The 21,555-nt window shown below is 53.1% G+C and carries 12 protein-coding genes and 1 tRNA gene; 5 read left to right on the top strand and 8 right to left on the bottom strand.

Features of this window, described 5'->3' with window-relative positions; translation table 11 throughout:
- Positions 1 to 614: 614 nt before the first annotated feature.
- Positions 615 to 686: transfer RNA gene (locus tag Q8902_03850), tRNA-Lys, on the top strand.
- A gap of 223 nt (positions 687 to 909) precedes the next feature.
- Positions 910 to 1,521 (top strand): hypothetical protein, encoded by a 612-nt coding sequence (locus tag Q8902_03855; GenBank protein ID MDP4198687.1) that lies wholly within the window; start codon positions 910 to 912, stop codon positions 1,519 to 1,521.
- Positions 1,522 to 1,588: 67 nt separating this feature from the next.
- On the opposite strand, the gene Q8902_03860 is transcribed toward Q8902_03855, so the two are convergent.
- The 8 genes from Q8902_03860 to Q8902_03895 all read right to left on the bottom strand — a co-directional run bounded on the left by Q8902_03860 (position 1,589) and on the right by Q8902_03895 (position 16,262).
- Positions 1,589 to 4,333, bottom strand: coding sequence for a choice-of-anchor D domain-containing protein (locus Q8902_03860; protein MDP4198688.1), 2,745 nt, complete (start codon positions 4,331 to 4,333; stop codon positions 1,589 to 1,591).
- Between the two features lie 109 nt (positions 4,334 to 4,442).
- A complete protein-coding gene (locus tag Q8902_03865) occupies positions 4,443 to 6,332 on the bottom strand; it encodes a hypothetical protein (GenBank protein ID MDP4198689.1) in 1,890 nt (629 codons plus the stop codon).
- Between the two features lie 165 nt (positions 6,333 to 6,497).
- A complete protein-coding gene (locus Q8902_03870) occupies positions 6,498 to 7,751 on the bottom strand; it encodes an MFS transporter (protein MDP4198690.1) in 1,254 nt (417 codons plus the stop codon).
- Positions 7,752 to 7,753: 2 nt separating this feature from the next.
- On the bottom strand, positions 7,754 to 8,770 hold the full coding sequence (locus Q8902_03875) for an aspartate-semialdehyde dehydrogenase (protein ID MDP4198691.1): 1,017 nt from the start codon (positions 8,768 to 8,770) through the stop codon (positions 7,754 to 7,756).
- Positions 8,767 to 10,119 carry a diaminopimelate decarboxylase gene (gene lysA / locus Q8902_03880; GenBank protein ID MDP4198692.1) on the bottom strand — a complete coding sequence of 451 codons (1,353 nt, stop codon included), beginning with the start codon at positions 10,117 to 10,119 and terminating at the stop codon, positions 8,767 to 8,769. The genes Q8902_03875 and lysA overlap by 4 nt, the downstream gene beginning before the upstream one ends.
- A gap of 83 nt (positions 10,120 to 10,202) precedes the next feature.
- Positions 10,203 to 11,483 (bottom strand): serine--tRNA ligase, encoded by a 1,281-nt coding sequence (serS, locus tag Q8902_03885; protein ID MDP4198693.1) that lies wholly within the window; start codon positions 11,481 to 11,483, stop codon positions 10,203 to 10,205.
- Positions 11,484 to 11,500: 17 nt separating this feature from the next.
- On the bottom strand, positions 11,501 to 12,514 hold the full coding sequence (locus Q8902_03890) for an NAD(P)-dependent oxidoreductase (protein MDP4198694.1): 1,014 nt from the start codon (positions 12,512 to 12,514) through the stop codon (positions 11,501 to 11,503).
- Positions 12,515 to 12,611: 97 nt separating this feature from the next.
- Positions 12,612 to 16,262 carry a T9SS type A sorting domain-containing protein gene (locus Q8902_03895; GenBank protein ID MDP4198695.1) on the bottom strand — a complete coding sequence of 1,217 codons (3,651 nt, stop codon included), beginning with the start codon at positions 16,260 to 16,262 and terminating at the stop codon, positions 12,612 to 12,614.
- Positions 16,263 to 16,354: 92 nt separating this feature from the next.
- Between Q8902_03895 and truA the strand changes: the two genes are divergently transcribed.
- The 3 genes from truA (at position 16,355) to Q8902_03910 (ending at position 21,502) form a co-directional block, all read left to right on the top strand.
- Entirely contained in the window at positions 16,355 to 17,137 is a 783-nt protein-coding gene (gene truA / locus Q8902_03900; protein ID MDP4198696.1) for a tRNA pseudouridine(38-40) synthase TruA, read from the top strand.
- Between the two features lie 5 nt (positions 17,138 to 17,142).
- Positions 17,143 to 18,015, top strand: a complete 873-nt coding sequence (locus Q8902_03905; GenBank protein ID MDP4198697.1) for a M48 family metalloprotease — start codon at positions 17,143 to 17,145, stop codon at positions 18,013 to 18,015.
- Between the two features lie 70 nt (positions 18,016 to 18,085).
- Entirely contained in the window at positions 18,086 to 21,502 is a 3,417-nt protein-coding gene (locus Q8902_03910; GenBank protein ID MDP4198698.1) for an exodeoxyribonuclease V subunit gamma, read from the top strand.
- The last annotated feature ends 53 nt before the right edge of the window (positions 21,503 to 21,555 follow it).

Below are 21,555 nucleotides of genomic sequence, written 5' to 3' on the forward strand. Positions count from 1 at the left end.
ATCGCCAGGGTTACAAAACTATTTTCAAATAGCCGTTTCCGGGTCAGAGCCGGATGAAGAGCACGATTTATCGAACACATTGGTCTTCTGACTCGTGCAAGCTCCCCCAGCCGCTACCGCGCGAACGATCCGGGCCGGGAAACCCGGCCACCACAATTTATTTTGCAGAATTCATCCGCAATATGCGATGCCGGAGGTATCGAACAACGTTATATTAGATGGAGGGGGGATCTTCTTTCAATTACGAATTACGGATGACGAATGACGAATGTGGTGCGTTTTCGTCATATTTGCAAAATGAAAGCTGCGCCTGGCCATGAGACACTGCGACTGTTTCATGAAAAACTTCCGAAAACGTAATATAAAATTATTTAGCGTGTCTGATGGAACAGGTAATTGAGAATAGAAAGATCAGGCATTCATTAAATGACAACTCAAAAGAGAGAAACGATGAAGTTTGAAAAACGGTCAATTTGAATCAGGAGAGGGATACTTCATTAAGATCAAACATAAGAGAGAAATTAATTCATCAAAGAGAGGCAAATCGTGGGAAGTGCGAATCGCGAGTAGAACGTAGCGGTCCGGTCTGGCGTTTGACGGCGCTTGGAGATTCAGAGCCCGTAGCTCAGTGGTAGAGCATCTGACTTTTAATCAGAGGGTCGTCGGTTCGATACCGCCCGGGCTCACAGACAATGCTAAGTGCTTAGTGCGTTTGCAGGTTGGTTTTTGAATATGGATGAATTCCATGTTCGCGCATAGGACTCAGCATGCAGCGACTGATCTCTGCGCGGGAGCACTTTTTCCGGCTTGGAATTTGTTTCTGTGCGTCCAAGTATTTTCATAGACCATCCGTCGGGTCCGATTCGTATGGGTTCGTCCCGGCGATATTCCTCACTACTCAAGATGACGATGACCAGACTCAAGAAACTTTCGGTATTTCTCGCGATTGTCGCGTTGGCCGGGTTCCTCGGCACCGGACTTAGCTCCTGCAGCAAGCGCAACGCAGAACTCGAGACAGACTATGCGACGAAGAAGGCCTCGGCCGAAACGCTGATGGGACAGATCACCAGCAGCATGACGACGATGAAAGACGATCATGCCAAGTGGATGGCAGCGCTCGATGATGCTTCGAAGAAACACGGCGCCGACACGACGAAGCTCAATGCGCTTCGCAACGACATGCAAAAGCACATGGCGGATGCGAACACGATCATGGCGCTGGAGGATAGCGTGAAGTCATATATGAGTGCTACTCCGGACAAAGCCGATGAGTTCAAAAATGCCGATGATCGGCTCGGGACGAACTTCAACGATTTGAGCGACAAGTGGAAGAGCTTCCAGGATGCTCACTCGAAGCTTGGCCAGGATATTAATGCTGCCACTGTTGCCGCTGCCGGCGCACCGATGAAGGACACAGTGAAGGCCAAGGAAGAAATCAAGAAAGCAGCTCCAAAGAAAGAAGCCGCAAAGACCGAGATCAAAACAGAGGCCCATGGCGTACCTCGCAAATCTGCGAAGTAATTACCTCTGATCATAAAAAAAGAGCGGAGATTTCTCCGCTCTTTTTTCTTGGGGTCAATCTGGTAATCTATCGTTCCAGAATGAACTGCGATTGCATACTTGGTGCGCCAGCGCACTCGACGCGAACGAAATAGACACCAGCCGCAAGTCCTGGCGTTGTGAGTTCGATCTGATGAGATCCCTCTGAAAGCATGCCGAGGTCTTGTACCATCACTTCGCGGCCTAGGGGATCGATGACCGCCAGGTGTACCTGATCAGGTCGCGCAAGCGTCAGTGTACATGTGGATGACCCATGCGATGGGTTGGGGGCAATGGCGAGGCCCGTCAGGATTGCGTCTTCCGCTCTGACACTATTGCTGGAGGCCTTGACAACGCCGGAACCGTGCAAAGCAACAGATGACGTGGTATTATCAGCAAGGGTGATACTCAAGGCGCCGATTTGCTCGCCCCCGGAACGGGGTGCGAACGTGACATCAGCATCTAGTGAATCGCCGGCAGCCAACGACGTTGGCAGCGTTGTCTTCGTTGTATAGCTGAATGCGGACCCTGTGGGGTTGATACTGATTCCGGAGATTTGGATTGCGGCAGTGCCAGTATTGTGAACGCTGACAGTCATCGTCGAACTCATTCCAGTATCGATAGGGCCAAAGTCAATGCTGGAAGGCAGGACGCTCAGGGCACCCTTCACGCCGATCCCGCTGACATTGACCACCCGGGTGGGTGTAGCTTCATCCGTAGTAAGCGTAAGCGTACCATTGTAAGCAATGGGACCCGCTGGAGTGAAGCTAAGAACGAGCTTCGCCGTTGCACCAGGAGCAATTTGATGAACGCTCGAATCGATGATGCCAAACGCAGCATAGGAAGAGAGTTTGTAGCCAAGAATATTCACACTCGCAGTGCCACTGTTTGATAGGAGAATTGTGTCGAACGCAGTCTTGGATACCGCTACCGAGCCGAAACTGACGGTGGCTGGAGTAATGGATAGCGCACTGTTGATCCCCGAACCTCGAATGAACAGCGACTCTGTTGGATATTTCGGATCGTCGCCTGATACGGTAAAGACTCCATCGAAGATCCCAACAGATGCCGGCGAAAAGCTGATGGTTGCATAGACTGTTCCACCAGCCGTGACATAGTTCTGTGAGCTCACGGTGAAGGGCGGCGTTGGCGATACGGTCACCGCATTCAGCGTTAGGTCGGCTCCGCCTGTATTATAAATCGCGATATCACGAGTCACAAGACCTCCGACTTTGACCTGACCAATAACCACGGTGTCAATCTCACCGAGCAGCATATGTGGAAGGGTACCGGATGCCAGCACAGTGATCGAAACAGAGGCAGAACTTGGGTCATCGCTGGTAAACTGCAGCGCTGCGGTATCCGTCTTTTCAGCAGTTGGGGTGTACGTCAGATGAAAGGATCCGGTTGCGCCGGCGGCAATTGTTGCATCGTAGGTCCCCAGTGTGAACTTCGTACCACTCTGCGTTAATGCGGGACTCGTGATGTGCAGGACATCGTTGCCAGTGTTCTTGATTGTTATGGTGCCCTGGAGTGGCTGTCCAACTCGGACTGATCCAAGCAGCGCAGGAGTCGTCGATTGTACTTGCGGAGCCACGCCATTACCACTTAATGCGATGCTGGGCGTAGTCACCCCATTCAAGGCAGCAAAGCTTAGTGTTCCGGTATACCCTACTCGGCTCGTCGGTGCAAACTGAACGATCACGGTGTCCCAAATGCCAGGGGGAAGCGTCAGCACATGGGGTTGCTGCGAAATTGTAAAACCGCTTCCAGAGATTGTCGGAGTCTGCAAAAACAGAGTATCATCTCCCGTGTTGGAGAAGGGAAGAGGGAGCAAGCCTGTCTGATTCATTCGCAAGTTGCCAAATGCCAGCGTTGATGACGAACTGGAAAATACAGCTTGGATGCCCTGGCCGCTTACAGCGATCCCTTTACGCTGGTCAGGGATGGTATCTGAATTCGTCGTGAAGATAAGCGAGTCTGAGAACGTCCCACGGCTGGTGGGTGCGAAGATAACACTATCGACTTCGGAGGCTCCGGCATTTAGCGTGCGGCCGTTCGAGCCGGGTGCGACATAGCCTAACTGCGAACCCGTCTTCATTGCCTCGGAGTTGATGGTGATCGAGAATGTCCCGGTTGATGTCACAAGAAGACTATCGGCTTTTCGGCGACCAACCCGAAGTTGGCCGAATGCGATAGAGGGACGTCCGAGTGCAAGTCGGCGTGGCTGCGGAAGCACCTGGATGATGTACTTACTAGCCCAATTCCATTTGTCGCTGCAGTCGCCGTTGCCATTCTGTCCATTCAGGTTTACCGCATTCCCTGTTGCATAAATCGTGTCCCAACCTGCCGTGCTCGGTGCCGTGTAGGTGAATTGCCAGGTCGCGGTGTGGCTGGCATCAAAGGTCTGTGGAGAGGAATGAGTCAGTTCACCAGAGGAGAGATACAGCCCGCTTCCGGCGGTCAGCGAGCCACTATAAGCGGCGATATCAATTCCGCCACCGGCTTCTGAGGAGTTCGACACGGTGACCGTAAACGTCGCCGATGTGCCGGGATAAAAGATTGTCGTTGCTGTCGTCAGACCAACCGAAGTCGCAGAATTGGCGGATGAGCAATGACAAGAGCATCCCGCATTTGTGGTCTTTTGGGTCTGGCCAGTGATTCCGCCCTGGCGGGCATTTGTATCAAGGACGGCATAGCTACCTATGCTCGCAAGAGCAATAAGGACCAGAAATGACCCCATCCGGGCCTGACGCAACGAAGAAATAGATAATACCCTGCCGATGACAGACATAAGACGATTCAAATTTGACAAGAAAAGGATGACAGCAAAAACATGTGGCACAGGGGTTAGCCTGTGCCACCTATATCAAAGACACTCAGAGGGGCTTCGGAGTTACATGCTACCGAACAAAAACCACTTGTCTGGATGCTTCATGTCCTCCGGCAATGGCAGTCACATAATAGACGCCGACTGGCAAGCCGAGCGAGTGTGCGTCAAATGTGAATTCGGCGTCGGTTCCGATGGCTGTCTTGCGCAGGTCGGATGCATAGACCGTACGGCCGAGTGCATCGTGTACGATGATACCAAGAGGACCGCTCTCAGGTGCTGTGAGATGAACCTGCGTTGTCATAGTAAATGGATTCGGTTGAACTGTCATGCCAAAAACGGAAGGATCGACCTCTTGAACGCTGCCCGGCGGAGGAGGTGGTGGCGGTGCCTGGACGTGCGCTGTACCACTCACGGGAATGCGAATCACCGGATTCATCGACTCCGAAGAATAGATCGTGATTGTGTCGCGCCGGATGACGCCTCCAATGGTATCGAGTGGCGTGAAGACCACTCCGATCGTGGCCGATTGTAGTGGCTGGATCGGTGAGGTGATCGGGACACCACTCAGGCTGAATTCCTTGCCATGCGAGAGCCGAATGGAGTCGATTGTCGCTGGCGCCTGCCGTGATGTATCAGTAATTGTCAGATTCTTGGGAGCGCTCGAGTGATTCGTGTCGGTCTGTGGGAATGTGAAAGACGTCGTGTTTCCAATCGAGAGGCCAGGATACCAAGTCTCATAGCCGGCAACGGTAACGAGGACAGGCTGCAATTCCTGAGCGGAACTGTCATTATAGACGAGCGTGGCTCCGCTATTGTCGTAAAGATAGATACCCGACAGTGAATCTCGTCGGCCAACCGTTGTTCCGTCAACGGCAGGATGCGTAATGAAAAGAGCAGTGTCTCCGGCTGCAGTAAATGAAATGTCACCCGCCATGCCGTGTTGTGCAGCATCCACAAGATCTTCCTGATACGGGCCAACGTTCTGGCCAGCGAAGAAATACTGGTCAGAGGGGATTGAACTCCTCGAGATTGTCCGTCCGTTCGCGTTCAGGGTCGCGTAATTCTGGTAGTTGAAATCGAAGTACAGAATATCGGGATTTCCCCTGGTCGTTAGTCCAAGTTCGCCAATTTGTCCATTATCCTTCGCTCGAACGCTCAATGCAAATAGCGTGTCCGGGCTAAAGCCACCGTCCGGCATTAACGGGACCCAGTTGGTAATCTTGCTTTCGTAAAAAGAAGGGCCGAAATTGCCGAGCATAAACCAACGATAAATCCACATTGTGAATGTGTTGGGGTTCGAGGGCTGCTCGCATACGACCGCAAACATGTTGTTGCCGTCCGGCGTCATCGCGAGGTTCGACATGTGCCAATCATTCGGCGAGTTGGTCTGAGAGGACGGGGTTGCAGAGTCAATTCTGACGTCCGCGTCATTCCAATTCGAATCAAGGCTGCCATGGTAAAATCGAACGCCGGGATCTGTGCCGGGGCTTGCCGTAACCATTGCGCCAAACCATTTCCGGTTTGGTGCGATCACGCCGATCGGTCGGAAATGACCGGTGCCACGGACGGCTGTTTTCAAGAAGTGGATGTGGCTCAATAAATTCGGATCGTTCAGTGAATCCCTCGGCACGCTGATGATCCCGGTCCAAACGATGTCCGTGTTCGATCCCCAAAGCGATCGGAACGTGAAGGATCCTCCAAGTAATAGAGTCAGGCCATCGGATGATTGGTCAAGCACTGCGAGGTCGGCGATATGTTTGAATGCGGTGTTACTCGTCGGATTTGCCTTGAGAGCGACATACGCCGCCGTATCGAATCGTTTGATCCAAAGTTGTGAACGATCGGCCTTCGTGAACGCCACGGCGCGCATATTTTTTTGTATGGTGACCGGCTGGGCAAGCACGGCCGTCGATGTGGCGAATAGAATCGCAAGTAAAGCAATTGAACGCAAGTATTTCATATTAACTCTGTGTGAATCTGTGAACGGGCATCGCCAGGATGCTCACAACCTGCAATTTACGAAGAAAATTGAACGACTGAGCAAAAAGTGGGAGGAAGTCCTTCATTTTTCAAAACGATCCACATGCTAATGAGACTTTCGGACCCACATCCTCCCAGTGAGACTCTATTTCGGTTGCAGACTGCGGATGGCAAAGAATGACACAATTGAGATGGCAAAGACCAGCCCGTAGAGAAGACCGAATCCAGTAAGATCAAGTAATGCCCCGGCACCTGCCGAGAGAAAGCACGGCAACGCCATCATCGAATTAAATAGCCCGATATGAGTAGCCCGATCATGCTCTGGACTGATTTCAATAAGATAACTCATGCCACCGATGCTGGTACCGGCATCAAAAGCTGCGGCCAGTGCAAAGACGCTCGCGAACAGGAACGGCGGAAGTGGAACCCAGAGATAGACGAGCACAATCAGTGGTAGTAATGCTCCTACAATTGCTGCGCCTTCGAGGCATGCCTTCGAGCTAACTTTGTCGGTCAGCCGCTCCCACAAGAAATTTCCGGCGACAGTGCCAATGCAATCGGCGGCAATGAATAGGCCAAGATCGCGTGTTTGGAAACCCAATCGGTCATGGGCAAAGAGCACAAGGAATGGCACACCGATCGTCCATGTGCCCATGATGAGGCGGGCATTGAGATACGCAGAGAATTGCGTGTCCTGTCGGTAGACTCGCCAGCCTTCGCGGAAATGCTCGGCGAGTGTCCGTTCGTCCGGCATGTTCCGCGAACGAGGCTCCCGCATGAATGCCATGAAGCCGAGGCCGATCGTCACAATCGCAGCACCGATCAAAAACACAAATCCGAAATTGGTTGGGAAATGACCTAAGCCAAGTATCAACGATATTGCCCCGGCACCGACGGTAATTGAAAGCAACGAGCCAAGCGAAAGTCGCAGACCGAAGAAGCGGCCACGACGAGTAGATGGAATGGTCTTGGCAACAAGTTCGAGAAAGACGACGCCACTCAGTCCCGATCCGAGCGCAAACATACCATATAGGATTATCCCAAGTACGAGCAATAATCCAGGGTTCGGGGAGGCAAGCGTTACTGCCGCGAGCCCAAACAGCGCCAGACCTCGGACCCACCAGCCAATCCGATACAAATGCAATTTACGGGGCAAATGTAATACGAATGAAGCCGCGATGAACTGTGGCAAATACCAGCCGATCGATTCGAATTGCGAAACGAGTCCGATGAGTGCACCCGAGTGGGTCAGGTGTGAGAAGAAACTCGGAATGACCGTTGTGCGAGAAATAAAATATGTGCCGAGACTATAGACAACGCCATTCGTCACGCCCAAACGGAAATTTCGCTTATCGTTACGAGCGGAGAGTTGCTCGAAGCGTGCTGTCTGAATCGACACGCCTATTGTGCCTTCACGAGCCCAAGCTTGAGCAAGCTTTCGGCAATTTGCACGGCATCGAGCGCGGCGCCTTTGAGGAGTTGATCGCCACTGGCAAACAGATCGATTGCACGTTCGTTGCTCGCATCATGTCGCACATGGCCAACCAGCACGTCGTACCGGCCTGCGGCGTCCTTTGGCATTGGAAAGTAATTCTTCGCGGCATCATCAACGACTTGAACGCCCGGATACGTTGCAAGCGATTCCCACACCTCGGTTACAGAAGGTCGCAACCCTTCGAATTCAATATTGATGGCCTCCGAATGTGCACGAAAAACAGGCACGCGGACACAGGTCGCCGTGACCGCGATCGATTCGTCATGCAGAATCTTCTTCGTCTCGTGTATCATCTTCCATTCTTCGCCATTATAGCCATGCTCATTAACGGCAGCATTATGGCAGAAAAGGTTGAATGCAATCGGGTGTGGAAGGACCTCCGCGCGAAGATCTTCACCGGCTAAGTATGCGCGCGATTGTCTTTCGAGTTCTTTCATAGCCTTTGCACCTGCGCCGCTCACAGCTTGGTAGGTCGAGACCACAATCCGCTTGATCTTCCCAAACTTGCGGAGCGGTGCAACTGCCATCAGCATAATAATCGTCGAGCAATTCGGCACTGCGATCACACCCTGATGGCTTTGGAGATCGACTGCATTGATTTCTGGGATGACAAGCGGGACATCTGCATCCATCCGGAACGCACTGGAGTTATCGATCATGATGCAGCCGGCATCCACGACTTGTTTCCGTAGCGCCTTGCTCGTCTCGCTGCCGGCGCTAAAGAATGCGATGTCAAGACCATCGAATGCGGTCGGACTGATCGTTTCGATTGCGACTTGCTCTCCGCGAAATGCGCAATGCTTACCAGCGGATTTCGCGCTCGCGAACAGTCGCAATTCCGTCACCGGAAACTCGCGAGCCTCAAGAACGCGTAGCAATTCCTGTCCGACGGCACCTGTCGCACCTACAATGGCTAACTTCATCGTCCGTTTGCGGCTGCGACCACGGATTCACTCACGCCAGCGACCGTTTCGATCGATTCCCGTTCACGGATCACTCGGTAGGTATCCCCATCAACCAAAATTTCTGCGGCACGTGGCCGTAAATTGTAGTTTGATGCCAACGTATAACCATAGGCGCCCGCACAAAGCACTGCGATGCGATCGCCTCTCTTCATGGGAGGCATCTCTCGCGCCTGAGCGAGAAAGTCACTTGTTTCACAAATTGGTCCAACGATATCGACCCTCTGTGAGGGTGCTTTCGCCTCCAACGCAAGTGGTACAACTTGATGGTAAGCATCATATAAACACGGGCGGATTAACTCAGTCATGCCCGTATCGGTAATGACAAAATGCTTGACGGAATTCGCCTTTGTATAGAGTACGGTGGCCAGCAACGCGCATGAATTTGCGACAATAGCACGGCCAGGTTCGAATATGATCTTGAGTCCAGTTTGATCCAGAATCGGAAGTACAGCTCCGACAAACTCGCTGAGTGACGGCACGTACTCGCCCTCTTCTCCCATTTCATCGGGTGGAAGTTGCGGATGTCGAACTACATTGCGGTAGTGAATACCTTGTCCACCGCCGAAGTTTAAATGCTCCAGCAGAATGCCAGACTTGACACGAAGCGAGTTGACAAACTTCACGGTCGAGCGAGCGGCCTTGATAAAGGGATCGAGCGATGTGATTTGTGAGCCAATATGAACGTGAATGCCTACGACTTCGATGGCTGCATGTGACGATGCATAGAGAAACGCCTCGCGGGCTTCGCCCATGTCGATCCCAAATTTATTCTCTTTGAGGCCTGTCGAAATGTACGGATGGCTTTTGGCATCGACATTCGGGTTGACTCGAATCGAGACTTTCGCGCGTACTCCGATGCGCGTCGCAATCTCGTTGATAACGGTTAGCTCTTCCAGGCTCTCGACGTTAAAGGCATGAATACTAGCTTTAAGAGCAAGCTCGATTTCGGCATCGGTCTTGCCGGTGCCATCAAACGTAATCTTATCCGGACTAAAGCCAGCAGCCACTGCGACCAACAATTCTCCGGCACTAACGACATCAGCGCCCGCGCCCTCGGCAGCCAAAATGCGCAGGAGCTCGATGTTCGAATTGGCTTTGAGAGCATAACTAACGTAATGCTCTTTGCCTGAGGACTTGAGCGTCGCATTAAACGCTTGGAAATTCTCGATGATCTGCCGCTTTGAATAGACATACAGCGGAGTGCCAAATTCGTTGGCTAGTTTCGAAAGTGGCACGCCCTCTACCATCAACTGGGGCGTACTGTCATTGGTGTAACGAAATACTTCCTGGTCTAATACGTCGGTCATAAGCTGTCGGAGAATAGGCGACCCGGAGCTGGTAAATTGGATGCCATTCATCCAATTCATTCAGTCCGGACTATCCATTCGAATTAGTCGATAGTTGTAAACGGCAAGTAGGGGTGCAAAACTTCTGGGATAGCGATTGTTCCATCGTTTTGCTGAAAGGTTTCTAAGAAAGCCACCATCAGGCGTGAAGTGGCGAGTCCGGAGCCATTGAGTGTATGGACAAATTCTGGTTTCGCTTTCTGATCGCGTCGAAATCGGATGTTTGCCCGGCGTGCCTGGTAATCCTCGAAATTGGAGCAGCTCGATGCTTCGAGCCACTTGCCTTCGACCGGCGCCCAGACTTCGAGATCGTATTGTTTAGTATTCGAGAAACTTTGATCGCCCGTACAGCATAGGACTCGACGATAGGCGATCCCGAGTAATTCGAGAACCCGCTCCGCATCGGCTGTCAACTTTTCGTGCTCCTCGTAGGAGGTTTCTGGCAACACGAATTTTACAAGTTCGACCTTGTTAAACTCGTGCACGCGCAAAAAGCCGCGAGTGTCCTTGCCGTACGAGCCGGCCTCGCGTCGAAAACAGGCACTGAACGCGCAATGTAACAGTGGTAGTTGTTCCACTTGCAGGACTTCATCCGCGTACAGATTCGTCACCGGCACTTCCGCCGTGGGAATCGCATAGAGTTGATCCTCCGGCATGTAATAGACCTGATCCGCGAACTTAGGAAACTGGCCAGTGCCACGAAGCGCCGCAGCATTGACAAAGAAGGGCGGAAGCACTTCGGTGTACCCGTGCGCGCGTGTGTGCAGATCGAGCATGAAATTGATGAAAGCTCGCTCGAGTTGCGCTCCGCGACCCATATAGACAGGAAAGCCCGCAGCCGTAATCTTTGCACCTCGTTTGAAGTCGAACAACTTATGCCGCTCGGCCAGCGCAAGATGATCGAGACCATCTCGTTTCATAAATGCGCTCTCATCGCCATTCGGTGACCAGCGTTTCGTCTCCACATTATCGGCAGCATCGTTACCAATCGGAACCGATGGATGAGGAATGTTCGGAATGGAATCGAGCATCAAGTTGAGCCTGAGCTCTTTCTCACGCAACTTGCCATCGAGTTCGGCGATCTCATCGCCGACACCTTTCATTTCCGCAATCTTTTCGTCTGCGTTCTCCTTCGCACGTTTGAGCTTAGAAATCTCTTCCGAGACTGAGTTGCGGCGGCTTTTCAGCGTCTCGACATCTTGAATGATCGAACGGCGATCGCGATCGAGTCCGAGGACCTGATCGATAATGTCTTCCGAATGCTTCGCGCGAATCGCGGCGCGAACTACCTCGGGATTTTCACGGATAAGTTTTATATCGAGCATTCGCCAGGCTTTCAGTATTATTCGTAAATGTATGCGGCACCCGTGCCAAGGAGTTCATGCAGCCCGCGCTCCATAACTTGCAGGCCGTCTTCGATTTTTGAAATCTTAAGCGCGAGGTCAGTCTGTGCCTTGAGTGAAACGAGTCCGTTGCGTGCCGGGCGTTCTGCGCGAGGTGGCGGAGGTGCCGTGGGGCTGTTCTCACCAGAAGGACCGCGTTTTTTCAGCTCCGCAATTGTGGTCGGATAGACCAAGGAGGAATCCAGTCGAAACACCTCCGCAATCCGTTGCGCAAATTCATATCGCGGAAGCATCTCCGGCCCCGCCACGTGATAGAGTCCGAGGCGCCTTCGTTCAGTGGCACGTACGATCGCCAGCGCCAGATCGTCTACGAGCGTTGGCGTGGAAAACATATCGGTTGCTGCGAAGACAGGTTTGCCCGCTTCGAGCGAAAGTACCACGGAAAGCGCATAGTTCGCTTTTGCTTGCTCGGCTGCTCCATAAAGCAGGCAGGTCCGAAAAATCGTATGCTCCAGACCCGAAGTCCGCAACACATTTTCGCTGGCGAGTTTCGTCCGACCGTAATAATTGATCGGATGCGGCGCATCGGATTCTGTATATGGAGCGTGTAACCCATCGAACACAAGATCGCTCGAAATATGAACGATGCGGGCATCGACCTTACGCGCGGCTTCGGAAAGATATTCGACCCCAGAGACATTCGCGCGCCAGGCTGCTTCACGCATAATCTCCGCCTCGTCCACTTTGACGAACGCCGCACAATTCACAATGACGTCGGGCCTGACCTTAGCAATCGTATCTTTGACCATCGCGTGCTGCGCAATATCAAGCGCGTGATACCCCAGCACACGAGGCTCGGAACCGATGTCCGCAAAAAGAGTCTCCTTCTCGCGGGCCGTGATCACCAAATCGCACTTGGATTCTTCAAGGAATAGCCGCACGACGTGCTGCCCAAGAAATCCATGGGCGCCCGTGATGAGTACAAGCTCGCGCGATTTACCTCGAATGATCATCTGCAAAGTAACGAGTGACTGCGTAACGAGTATCGAGCGACGAGTGTTCTCACTTCGTCTCCATTTTCTCGTTCTCTGTCACTCATCCCCATGCTTATCATCGCAAGATTGTCATTTGCCTGGTGCCGATGCGTTGGCCATCAAGACGAAGTTCGACAAGATAGGTGCCATTGGGAAGTGGTGAGAGATCGATCGTTCGCTCTCGCAAACCGGGAGCTTCGTCGAATGTATTCGTCCGAACGATGCGGCCCAATGCGTCGAGAATCCGGAATTCGATACTCCCGCCATGTGCGAGCATAAAAGGAAATTTCGTTCTTCCCGTCGAAGGATTTGGATAATTCTGATCGAGTGCATTGGTGGCAAGGGAGAGTTCTCCATGTACGGAACTCCGCTGTTGATCGAGTGAGGCAGGACCATCGCTGAGAACCACCTTGGCAAGTTTGGAGCTTCCTGCGACGGTTAGTGAGGTAATCCAGGCACTCTTTCCAGCGCCTCGTGGGTCATATTCCAACCCGCGAATATTCACCACCTCAGAACCACCTTCAACCGTAGGATAAGACTTGATCTCTGTGCCATCGGATGCGTCGAGTATCAGGAGTGAGCTTCCGTTGAGAATGGCGTTCGAGGCATCCGTTCCTTGAAAATCCGTGTACGCCATGAGATATGCACCGAGCACAGTGTCAAAAGCAAGTCCGCGTGGACCATACAACGCCGTACGGCTATAAATATCGAGCGGGCCGAGAGCACCGAAATTGAGATCGCTAGTAAGTGCACGGCCAACTGCAAACGCACCGTCGGTGGGACTCATCAGGCGATCGGCTGCTAGTAGCGTGTCACCATGGACGCAAAGGCCAGTGCCATACTGCGCCGGTGACGGCACATGCCGAATAATCGATCCGGTCGTTGTTACTTCATAGATATTTGACTTCCAAGAATTGGATGAAAGCCCGATGACTTGATGCAAGAATAAATGTTTGGTTTTCGGATCGTATGCGATTCCGGTCAGATTTCCCGAATTGAATCCAGTAAGTGGGACTGCGATCGAATCGAGAACGGTGCCTCGGTCCGGATCGATTTTATAGAGATGCTTGGAGTTGAAGTTCGTCGCCCAAAGCACGCCAAGATCGGGATCGTATGTAACGTCGTATAGATAGTAAGGATACTCGCCGACGGTCAAGAATTCCGTGCCGGCTCTTTGCTGCGCAATCTCAAAGCGAGGCGATACAACTGTCTGCGAGCCATCGGCAACTCGAACCAGCGCGTTCGCAGTCCCACCAAGACGGATCGTATCGAGCAGGAGAGACGCACCAGCCATATTGGTCGCCAGACTAGTCCAGGATGTGCCTCCATCCACGCTGAGATCGACTGTTACGGTTGGCCCGAAACCATGCCATACAATGCGCGCGGAATCGCCGATGGTCCAGACTGTTCGTTGCGCGGGTGCAGCAATTCCAGGAATATCGGCTGCGAGCGGTGCCTTCCAAACTGAGCGACCATGGGTTCCCGCTCTAAGTGTGCGCGCGGATTTATGAATATCCAGAAAATCGATAGCGACATTCGGTAGACCGGTACCATAGGGAACCCACTGGGCGCCATCATTCGGCGAGAAAAAGACACCAGCATCAGTACCGACATAGAGCGCATTCGAGTTTGTCGGATCAAGTACGATCGTGTTGACGGGAATGTCTGGAAGCGTTGAACTGATATTCATCCAGTGCCCGCCGTCATCACTGCTCTTAAAGACATGTCCTGCACCAAAACCAGACAGTGTGACGTAGAAGGTCGAGTTCGCGCTTGGACTGAACTTGGCCGATGTGACGAAGCGGCCAGGCAACCCCGCTGAAATATCAGTCAGGTGTGTGGCATTGTCATTCGTGACATAAACTTTGCCATTTCCAGTCCCGATTAGCAGTGATCCCCCATCGCCATATGCATCGAGTGCGGAGATGGACCCATTAGAGCTAGGCGACCCAAAGGAGAACGGGCTCACTTCCGTCCAGCTTGAACCGTGGTCGTTCGAGGACCAGAGATGTTGAGCACCCCAATAGACTGCATTCGATGTCGCATCGCATGCAAATGGGTTCAGCCATGATGTGGAATCGGCGATATTCGCAAGATTGCCGGCAACATGATTATGAATCACGTATGGATTGTTGGCCGTGACCTCAGCATACACATAAGTTGGATCGTTCGGATCGACGAGAGTATAGCCGCCATCGCCTCCACCCGGTGCTGACCAATTTGCGGTCGAGCCTCCATCGAGTGTACCATTATCCTGGGTGCCGCCGAACGTCATGTCCGGCACAGTCTGATCGATGGCAATACCATAGAATTGAGTGATAGCCATCGGTTGTGGATGTCCGGATCGCTGGTCGAATGTCGCACCGCCATTCTCGGAGGTAAAGATGCCACCATCGCAGCCGGCAAAGACAATCGTTGGATCGTTTGGTGCAAAAGCCAGAGCGTGTTGATCGGGATGAATACCACCGTTATATGCGCGGCCAACATCACTCCAATTTTGACCACCATCGTTCGTTTCCCAAATCGAAATACCACCGGCAATCATGTGCTGGAAATTTGATGGATCGACGCGAATATAGACATCGTATGTCCCCTGGGGCTGATTTTGAGACGAGACCACGAACAAAGTCGCATTGCCACTGGTGAAGATTTGGTCGGCGTTGGTCCATGTTGCTCCACCATCGTTGGAGGTTTGAATGCCCTCCAGGTTATCGGTGCCGGGATCCAGTGCATCATTCACGCTGAGCACCACTACATTCTGCCAGTTCTTGGGATCGACATCAAGCGAAATGCGGCGGAATTGATTACCATCGGAGAATGAGATATCGAGCTTGTTCCAATTGTTGCCTCCGTCTGTGGAGCGATATACCCCTCCGCCATGACCCGCCACCCCAGCGTAAAGCACGGCGGCGTCACCATTCATTGCCAGCGCGAGATCGGTGACTTGCCCGGCTGGCAGACCACCCGAGAGCCACTCCCAGGTAGCTCCAGTATTAGTCGAACGTAACACCCCGCCACCCGAGCGCCCTGCGGCGGCATATAGGATGTTCGAATGCTTCGGATTGACTTTTACAGAGGAATATGCCGCGACATTTGTCGGACCAATATTCATCCAACTTGCTCCGGCATCGCTTGAGCGGTAGAGTCCATAACCGGTGTAGGTATCCCCGTTTGGAAGCTCGCCAGTACCGGCGTAAACTGTATTCGGGTTCTCCGGGTCTATCGCAATCGAGCCCATGGAGAGTGCGGGCATGTTGTCCGTAAGAGGTTTCCATGCGGCGCCACCATCGGTTGTCTTCCATACGCCACCATCAGCAGCGCCGGCATAGACCGTCTTAGGATCTGTCGGATGAATGGCGACCGCCTCGATTCGTCCACCGATATTATTCGGGCCAATGAGCGTCCATTGGACCGATCCTGCTCCAGCAAGAATACGATCCTGAGTATTTTGAGTCGAAATTCCATCGGTCGAATGGTCGGCGAGGGAGGCGCGCATCGCCTGAGTCTGCGACAAAGCATCGCGAAAGGCATCTTTTGGGATATAACCCAGACCCAGGCGTCGTTGCTGCATATACCAGTCCGCGGCGGCGATTGGCCCGGCATCCCGATCCGCCGATTGGACAGTTATGTTCGCGTTCCGATCATCTACGGCCTGTAACCACTGCGCGGAAGCATTGCTGGCCACACCGGATGCGAAAATGATCGTAGTAATAATTGCCTTGAACATAGTCATTTGGGATGCGCTGGACGAAGAAAATATCCGTCCAACAAAGTCCACTAAATCACTAAAAGTTCGGTAATCGTGTTACCGAGGCCGACATGAAAACAGCGATTCGCATTGAATATGACGGCACCGAGTTCTCCGGCTGGCAGGTGCAGGAAAATGGCCGTTCGGTGCAAGGCGAGATCGAGCATGCGTTCCGGCAGTTGTTCGGTGTGGATGTCGCCGTGCTCGGTGCAGGCCGCACCGATGCCGGGGTTCATGCACATGGCATGGTCGCGCATGCGGAATTGCCAGTTGGCATGGATATGACTCTGAATAAGCTCATTATCGCACTGAATGCCACCACTCCGGAGGATATCGTAATCCATGATGTCCGTGCGGTCCCGGAGGATTTCCACGCCAGGCACTCGGCACTCGCGCGTCAATATCATTATCGAATCCGCCGGGAGCGTACCGCAATAGACCGAAACGTCGTCTGGGCGATTCGGCGCGATGTCGATGCGGAGAAGATGCAATTCGTAACCGCAATGCTGATTGGGGAGCATGATTTCACCAGTTTTAGCAAGCGGACCAACGACGTGAATCATTATCGATGTCTTGTCGAGTATGCTGGGTGGCGGTTTCACGGCACGAGCTTTGCTCTGACGATCCGGGCGAACCGTTTTGTGCGGGGGATGGTACGCGCGTTAGTTGGGGCAATCGTGCAGGTTGGGCAGGGGATGCTCGAGCCGGACGCGTTCGAAGGATTGCTACATCGACCGCAGGAATTCGCTCGCGCAAAATATATCGCACCCGCACATGGACTCGTCCTCGAAGGTATTGAGTACCCAGAGCGGTTTGGACTCTGGGCGCTTCCACAAATGACAAATAACGAATAGAAAATATGAAATATCGCGAAAGTCACCTGACTCTAGAATCTAAAAGCAGCCATGCATTTGTCATTGGTCATTTGTCATTCGTCATTCCCATTTTGGCACTGACAGGGATCGTGGCTGCGTGTGCCTCCGGTGGATTCAATGTTTTTCCGAAGTCGGACGACGTGCAGCTCGGGCAGCAAATGCGTCAGCAAATAGCACAGGATCCGCAGCATTATCCCGTGCTGAATAATCCGACCCTGACCAATTATCTCCAGTCGATCGAGAACCGCATCGTCTCATCGCCGAACGTCACGAATAAGGATTTCCACTATACGATCACCATCATTAACGATCCGAAGACGGTCAATGCGTTTACGATCCCCGCTGGTGGTATTTATGTCTATACCGGGCTTCTGAAGTTTATCGATGACGAGTCTGCGCTGGCGGGCGTGCTGGCACATGAGACAACACATGCCGATCATCGGCACGCAACACGGAACATGACGCAGCAATATGGATTGCAGATGATCTCCTCAATGGCCTTCGGTAGTAATGCGGGACTCGTTGCTCAAGTCGTCACAGGACTTGGCACCGAGCTCTCCGTCCTAAAGTTTAGCCGCGATGACGAGCGCGAAGCAGATCAGGGCTCGTTCGATGATTTGAATCAACTTCCCGGTCGGCCTTGGTATCCGGGTGGCGTGAACCTCTTTCTTACCAAATCGCTTGCGGCCCACGCTCAGCAGCCCGGCCCGTTTGCTCAGCTATTTCTGACACACCCTGTCGATCAGCAGCGCATCGATGCCGTCACGGCGGACGTTTCGCATGCCAAGCTCGGCGGCCCGACTGCCGCGCAGCTTAATCAGTCGAATTATCAGCGATATAAGGCGATGGTGCCGTAGGGGAATACTTTCGACCTCGGATGCTTCCGATTGGAAGATATTTGTTGGCTTCTCTCTGTTCGCATCCATCATGCCGCTCCTCGTTCGCCCGCCAAGCCCATTACGTTTTCGCTCGATCGAAGACGAGGTGAAGCGCCTTGCCCGCGAAGGACGGAGCGAGGAATTCCTACTCATCGTCCCAAACCGCATTGCGCAGCGGCGGATGGAACGCGAGTTGGTCGCAGCAGCCGAGGGCCGCGCAATTGCCAAGCCGAACGTGCTCACGCTGGCCGATTTTGCTGGCGAGCTATGTCGCATGGCATTTCCTACACTCTACCTCTTGTCCGATGCGGAGAGTGCGGTACTGATCGAGCAGTCTATCCGCGAGCTTCTTCAAAAACGAGAACTGACGTATTTTGAACGGGCCACGGCTGACGATTCGCCGGGCGAGCATGCCTTCCCGATCCCGCGCGGGACGTTCGAACTGGTCGTTAACACAATTCGCGAACTCAAGGAGAATGGGATTACCGTCGATGATATTGGCCGTGAGCTAAAGATATCACGCAGCACTCGAGGAGATACCACGGAATCCCGTCGTGCCGCAGATATTCAGGCAGTCTATCGAGCCTATCACACGAAGCTTGAAATGCGCTTCATGGATACGTATGGTCAGACGTTATTGCTCAATGAGCGGTATCTCCTTGATGACGCGTCGATTGCCCAGTCGGATTTTCGTGCTTGTTTTCCACATGTCCTAAAGATTTTCATCGATGGCTTCTATCATCTCGAAGCTCCTGCGCTGCAGCTCCTAAGCGCATTCGATTCGACGAGCGATTTGCTCACCATCATCTCACTGGATTTTGATGAGGAAAACGTCTCGCTCTTTGGTGGTGTCATCGAGCTTCAATCGAGATTAGAGGCAATGGGGTTCAGCGCACGCGAAGCGTCGAAATCCAATTCGAATGAAATAATCGGCAAAGGGCAATCTGGAATTGCCACATATGCAGATGTGCGCGCATTGCTTCGACGCCATCTCTTCACCAATCTGGATGAAGCCTTCGAACCTATTGCATCGCCGCAGATTAAGTATTTCGAGGCTGCGAACCCGCTGGCTGAGATGGACGAAATCGCGAAGCAGATAAAGTTGATATGGGAGCACGATACGGAAGTGCGAAGCGACCTCTCGCGGATCGTAGTCGCCATGCCGGTGATTGAGGATTACGCACTGATCGCGCGCGAGGTCTTTCGTCGATGTGGAATTCCGGTCGAGATTGCAGATCGCGAACGGCTCGATCGCGCGCCGCTTTTTCTCGCGTTACTTTCATTGTTCGATCTGGTACGTCCGACTCCTCACGTTCGCCAGGTCCGGCGCGCACTGGGCAGTCCATATTTCGACTTTCGTCGCTCGCCCGACAAGTCCATTGACAGTCAGAACCTGCTGACGGTGCTCCTACACGATAGGCCTACTGGCGATCTGGCAGGATGGCTCCGCAGTCTTGCTGCACGAGAAGATTCCATTCGCGCGTCCATCGAAGCATCCAGCGATTCCGATGAAGCCGAGCGGCTGACTTTTGAAGCGGATCGGCTTGCGGCTGCACGCTTGGATCTCAGTCATCTACGTGCATTACTCGTGCCATTTACCACGGTGTTGAAGCCAAAGGCCTTCGTTCAAACTCTGCGCAATCTTTTCGAGAATCTCGGAGTGCGCGAACGACTTCTTGCATCGAGCCGAGAGACAATCGGAATCGGGCATCTCGAACGCGACACTCGCGCCTATCGCGCCATCATTCAGGTAACGGAAGAACTCGAGTCCCTTTTTCGTCTGCTCGAACTTCAGAATCAGCCTCATACCGTAGCGTTCTATGTCGAGCGATTGAAGGCGGCGTCGATCTTCCATCGGTTCAGTGGTCGTGCGCGCGCAGGAGTAGTGCACATTACTCCATTGACACAAGCAGTCGCTACGCCAGCCGATTACCTGTTCGTCGCAGGTCTCGCCGAAGGGGCGCTGCCAAGAGCATATCAGCCGCAGGTGTTTCTGATGGATTCGCATCAGCGTGGCGAGCAAAAGCAATTGCGTGAAGATCGCGTACTCTTTTATCAGGCTCTGACCCATGCTCGCAAGCAACTTATTCTCAGTGTTCCGCAACGCACGCTCGCTGGCGGTGAATTATCGCGCTCCATGTTTCTCGATGTCCTTTCGGAAGTGGTAAAATGGCACGAGTTGCCAAAGGCCATTGGTGCATTCTCGTGGCACGATCTTCATGAGTCGGCGGGCAAACTTGCGGCAGTGGACCCCAATTGGCTTGAACGATTAGAGCGTGGCGTCGACGAGATCAATGCGATCACGGAGTCCGTTTCGGTACTCCGCGATCGTGTGCCACGCATACTTGCGATGGAGCAACAGCGGGCTAAGTTTGCAGATACAATCTATCGCGGGCATCTCGATCTCGCGGAATTGACACCCGATGAACGCAAGTCGTTGGACGACAACCGATCTCGGATTTGGTCGGTCACCCAGCTTGAACTCTATGCCGGATGTCCCTTCAAGTATTTCGCGGAGCGCGTTCTGACACTCGGCCATGATGAAGAGCGCGAGGATGGACTCGATGCACGCGAACGTGGCTCCGCCCTGCATGAAATTCTTCGAGACTTCCTGACCACGCGACGCGACCAAATGCGCCAGTGGATACAGGATTTGCCCGAGCATGAAATGGAAAGTGCCTATACCGATCTCCAGGAAGCCGCGGAGCGGCACTTTGCCTCGCTGGCCTCGCGACATCCAAGCCACTCCGAACATCCTTTTTGGCGATTGGATCGAGAGCGGTTGCTCTCTGACACCGGACCGACTGAAAACGTATTGCGGCGGTTCGTTCGCCGCGAGCGCGAGCTTGCACCATACGAACAGCGCCCACGATTTTTTGAGGTGAGCTTCGGCTCTTCGATGAATCGCACATCCACGGGGCCATGTGATCCAACACTCTCTTGCGATGAACCGGTAACGGTCGGAGGGATACGGCTGCGGGGGCGCATCGATCGTATCGACCAAAGTGACGATTCCTTTTCGATTATCGACTATAAGTCTGGCAAGGAAATCCCGCCATTTCGAAGTATCGAGCGCGGACTCTCGCTCCAGTTGCCATTGTATCTGCGCGTGGCTGAGGACTTGCTTCGAAGTCACGTTCCTGAACTTCAAGGCGTCGCGGCGCTCTATTATCATCTGATGGATCCGGAGTCGAAGCGTGCGCCGGGGCTTGCTGTTCGCGAGTTCATGGAGCGATCGTTCGAAAATCTCGGGCAGCGGAATCGCGGGATTCTCGATTCGCCCGAAGATCTGGAAGCGATGATCGAACAGACGATTGCAAAGGCCCAAGGGTATGTCGAGGGAATTGCCGCTGGCAATTTTCGGCTCGTTAGTCAGGACTTGATGAAGAGCCAATGCCCAAACTGTAGCTATGCCGCAGTCTGCCGGGTCCGCGAGGCAGACGAATTGGGCGTCCTGACAAACTAGCCGATCCAGAAGGAATTTTCTTTGGGGATGACTGTTCCTTTCCCTGAAGCTCA

It is taken from the genome of Bacteroidota bacterium, from assembly GCA_030706745.1.
Taxonomy (GTDB): Bacteria; Bacteroidota; Ignavibacteria; order Palsa-1295; family Palsa-1295; genus PALSA-1295.

Coding starts and splice junctions, on each gene's coding strand:
- Q8902_03875 (MDP4198691.1), bottom strand. CDS start 8,770: ATGAAGTTAGCCATTGTAGGTGCGACAGGTGCCGTCGGACAGGAATTG.
- Q8902_03865 (MDP4198689.1), bottom strand. CDS start 6,332: ATGAAATACTTGCGTTCAATTGCTTTACTTGCGATTCTATTCGCCACA.
- Q8902_03905 (MDP4198697.1), top strand. CDS start 17,143: ATGAAATATCGCGAAAGTCACCTGACTCTAGAATCTAAAAGCAGCCAT.
- lysA (MDP4198692.1), bottom strand. CDS start 10,119: ATGACCGACGTATTAGACCAGGAAGTATTTCGTTACACCAATGACAGT.
- truA (MDP4198696.1), top strand. CDS start 16,355: ATGAAAACAGCGATTCGCATTGAATATGACGGCACCGAGTTCTCCGGC.
- Q8902_03890 (MDP4198694.1), bottom strand. CDS start 12,514: ATGATCATTCGAGGTAAATCGCGCGAGCTTGTACTCATCACGGGCGCC.
- serS (MDP4198693.1), bottom strand. CDS start 11,483: ATGCTCGATATAAAACTTATCCGTGAAAATCCCGAGGTAGTTCGCGCC.
- Q8902_03855 (MDP4198687.1), top strand. CDS start 910: ATGACCAGACTCAAGAAACTTTCGGTATTTCTCGCGATTGTCGCGTTG.
- Q8902_03910 (MDP4198698.1), top strand. CDS start 18,086: ATGCCGCTCCTCGTTCGCCCGCCAAGCCCATTACGTTTTCGCTCGATC.
- Q8902_03860 (MDP4198688.1), bottom strand. CDS start 4,333: ATGTCTGTCATCGGCAGGGTATTATCTATTTCTTCGTTGCGTCAGGCC.
- Q8902_03895 (MDP4198695.1), bottom strand. CDS start 16,262: ATGTTCAAGGCAATTATTACTACGATCATTTTCGCATCCGGTGTGGCC.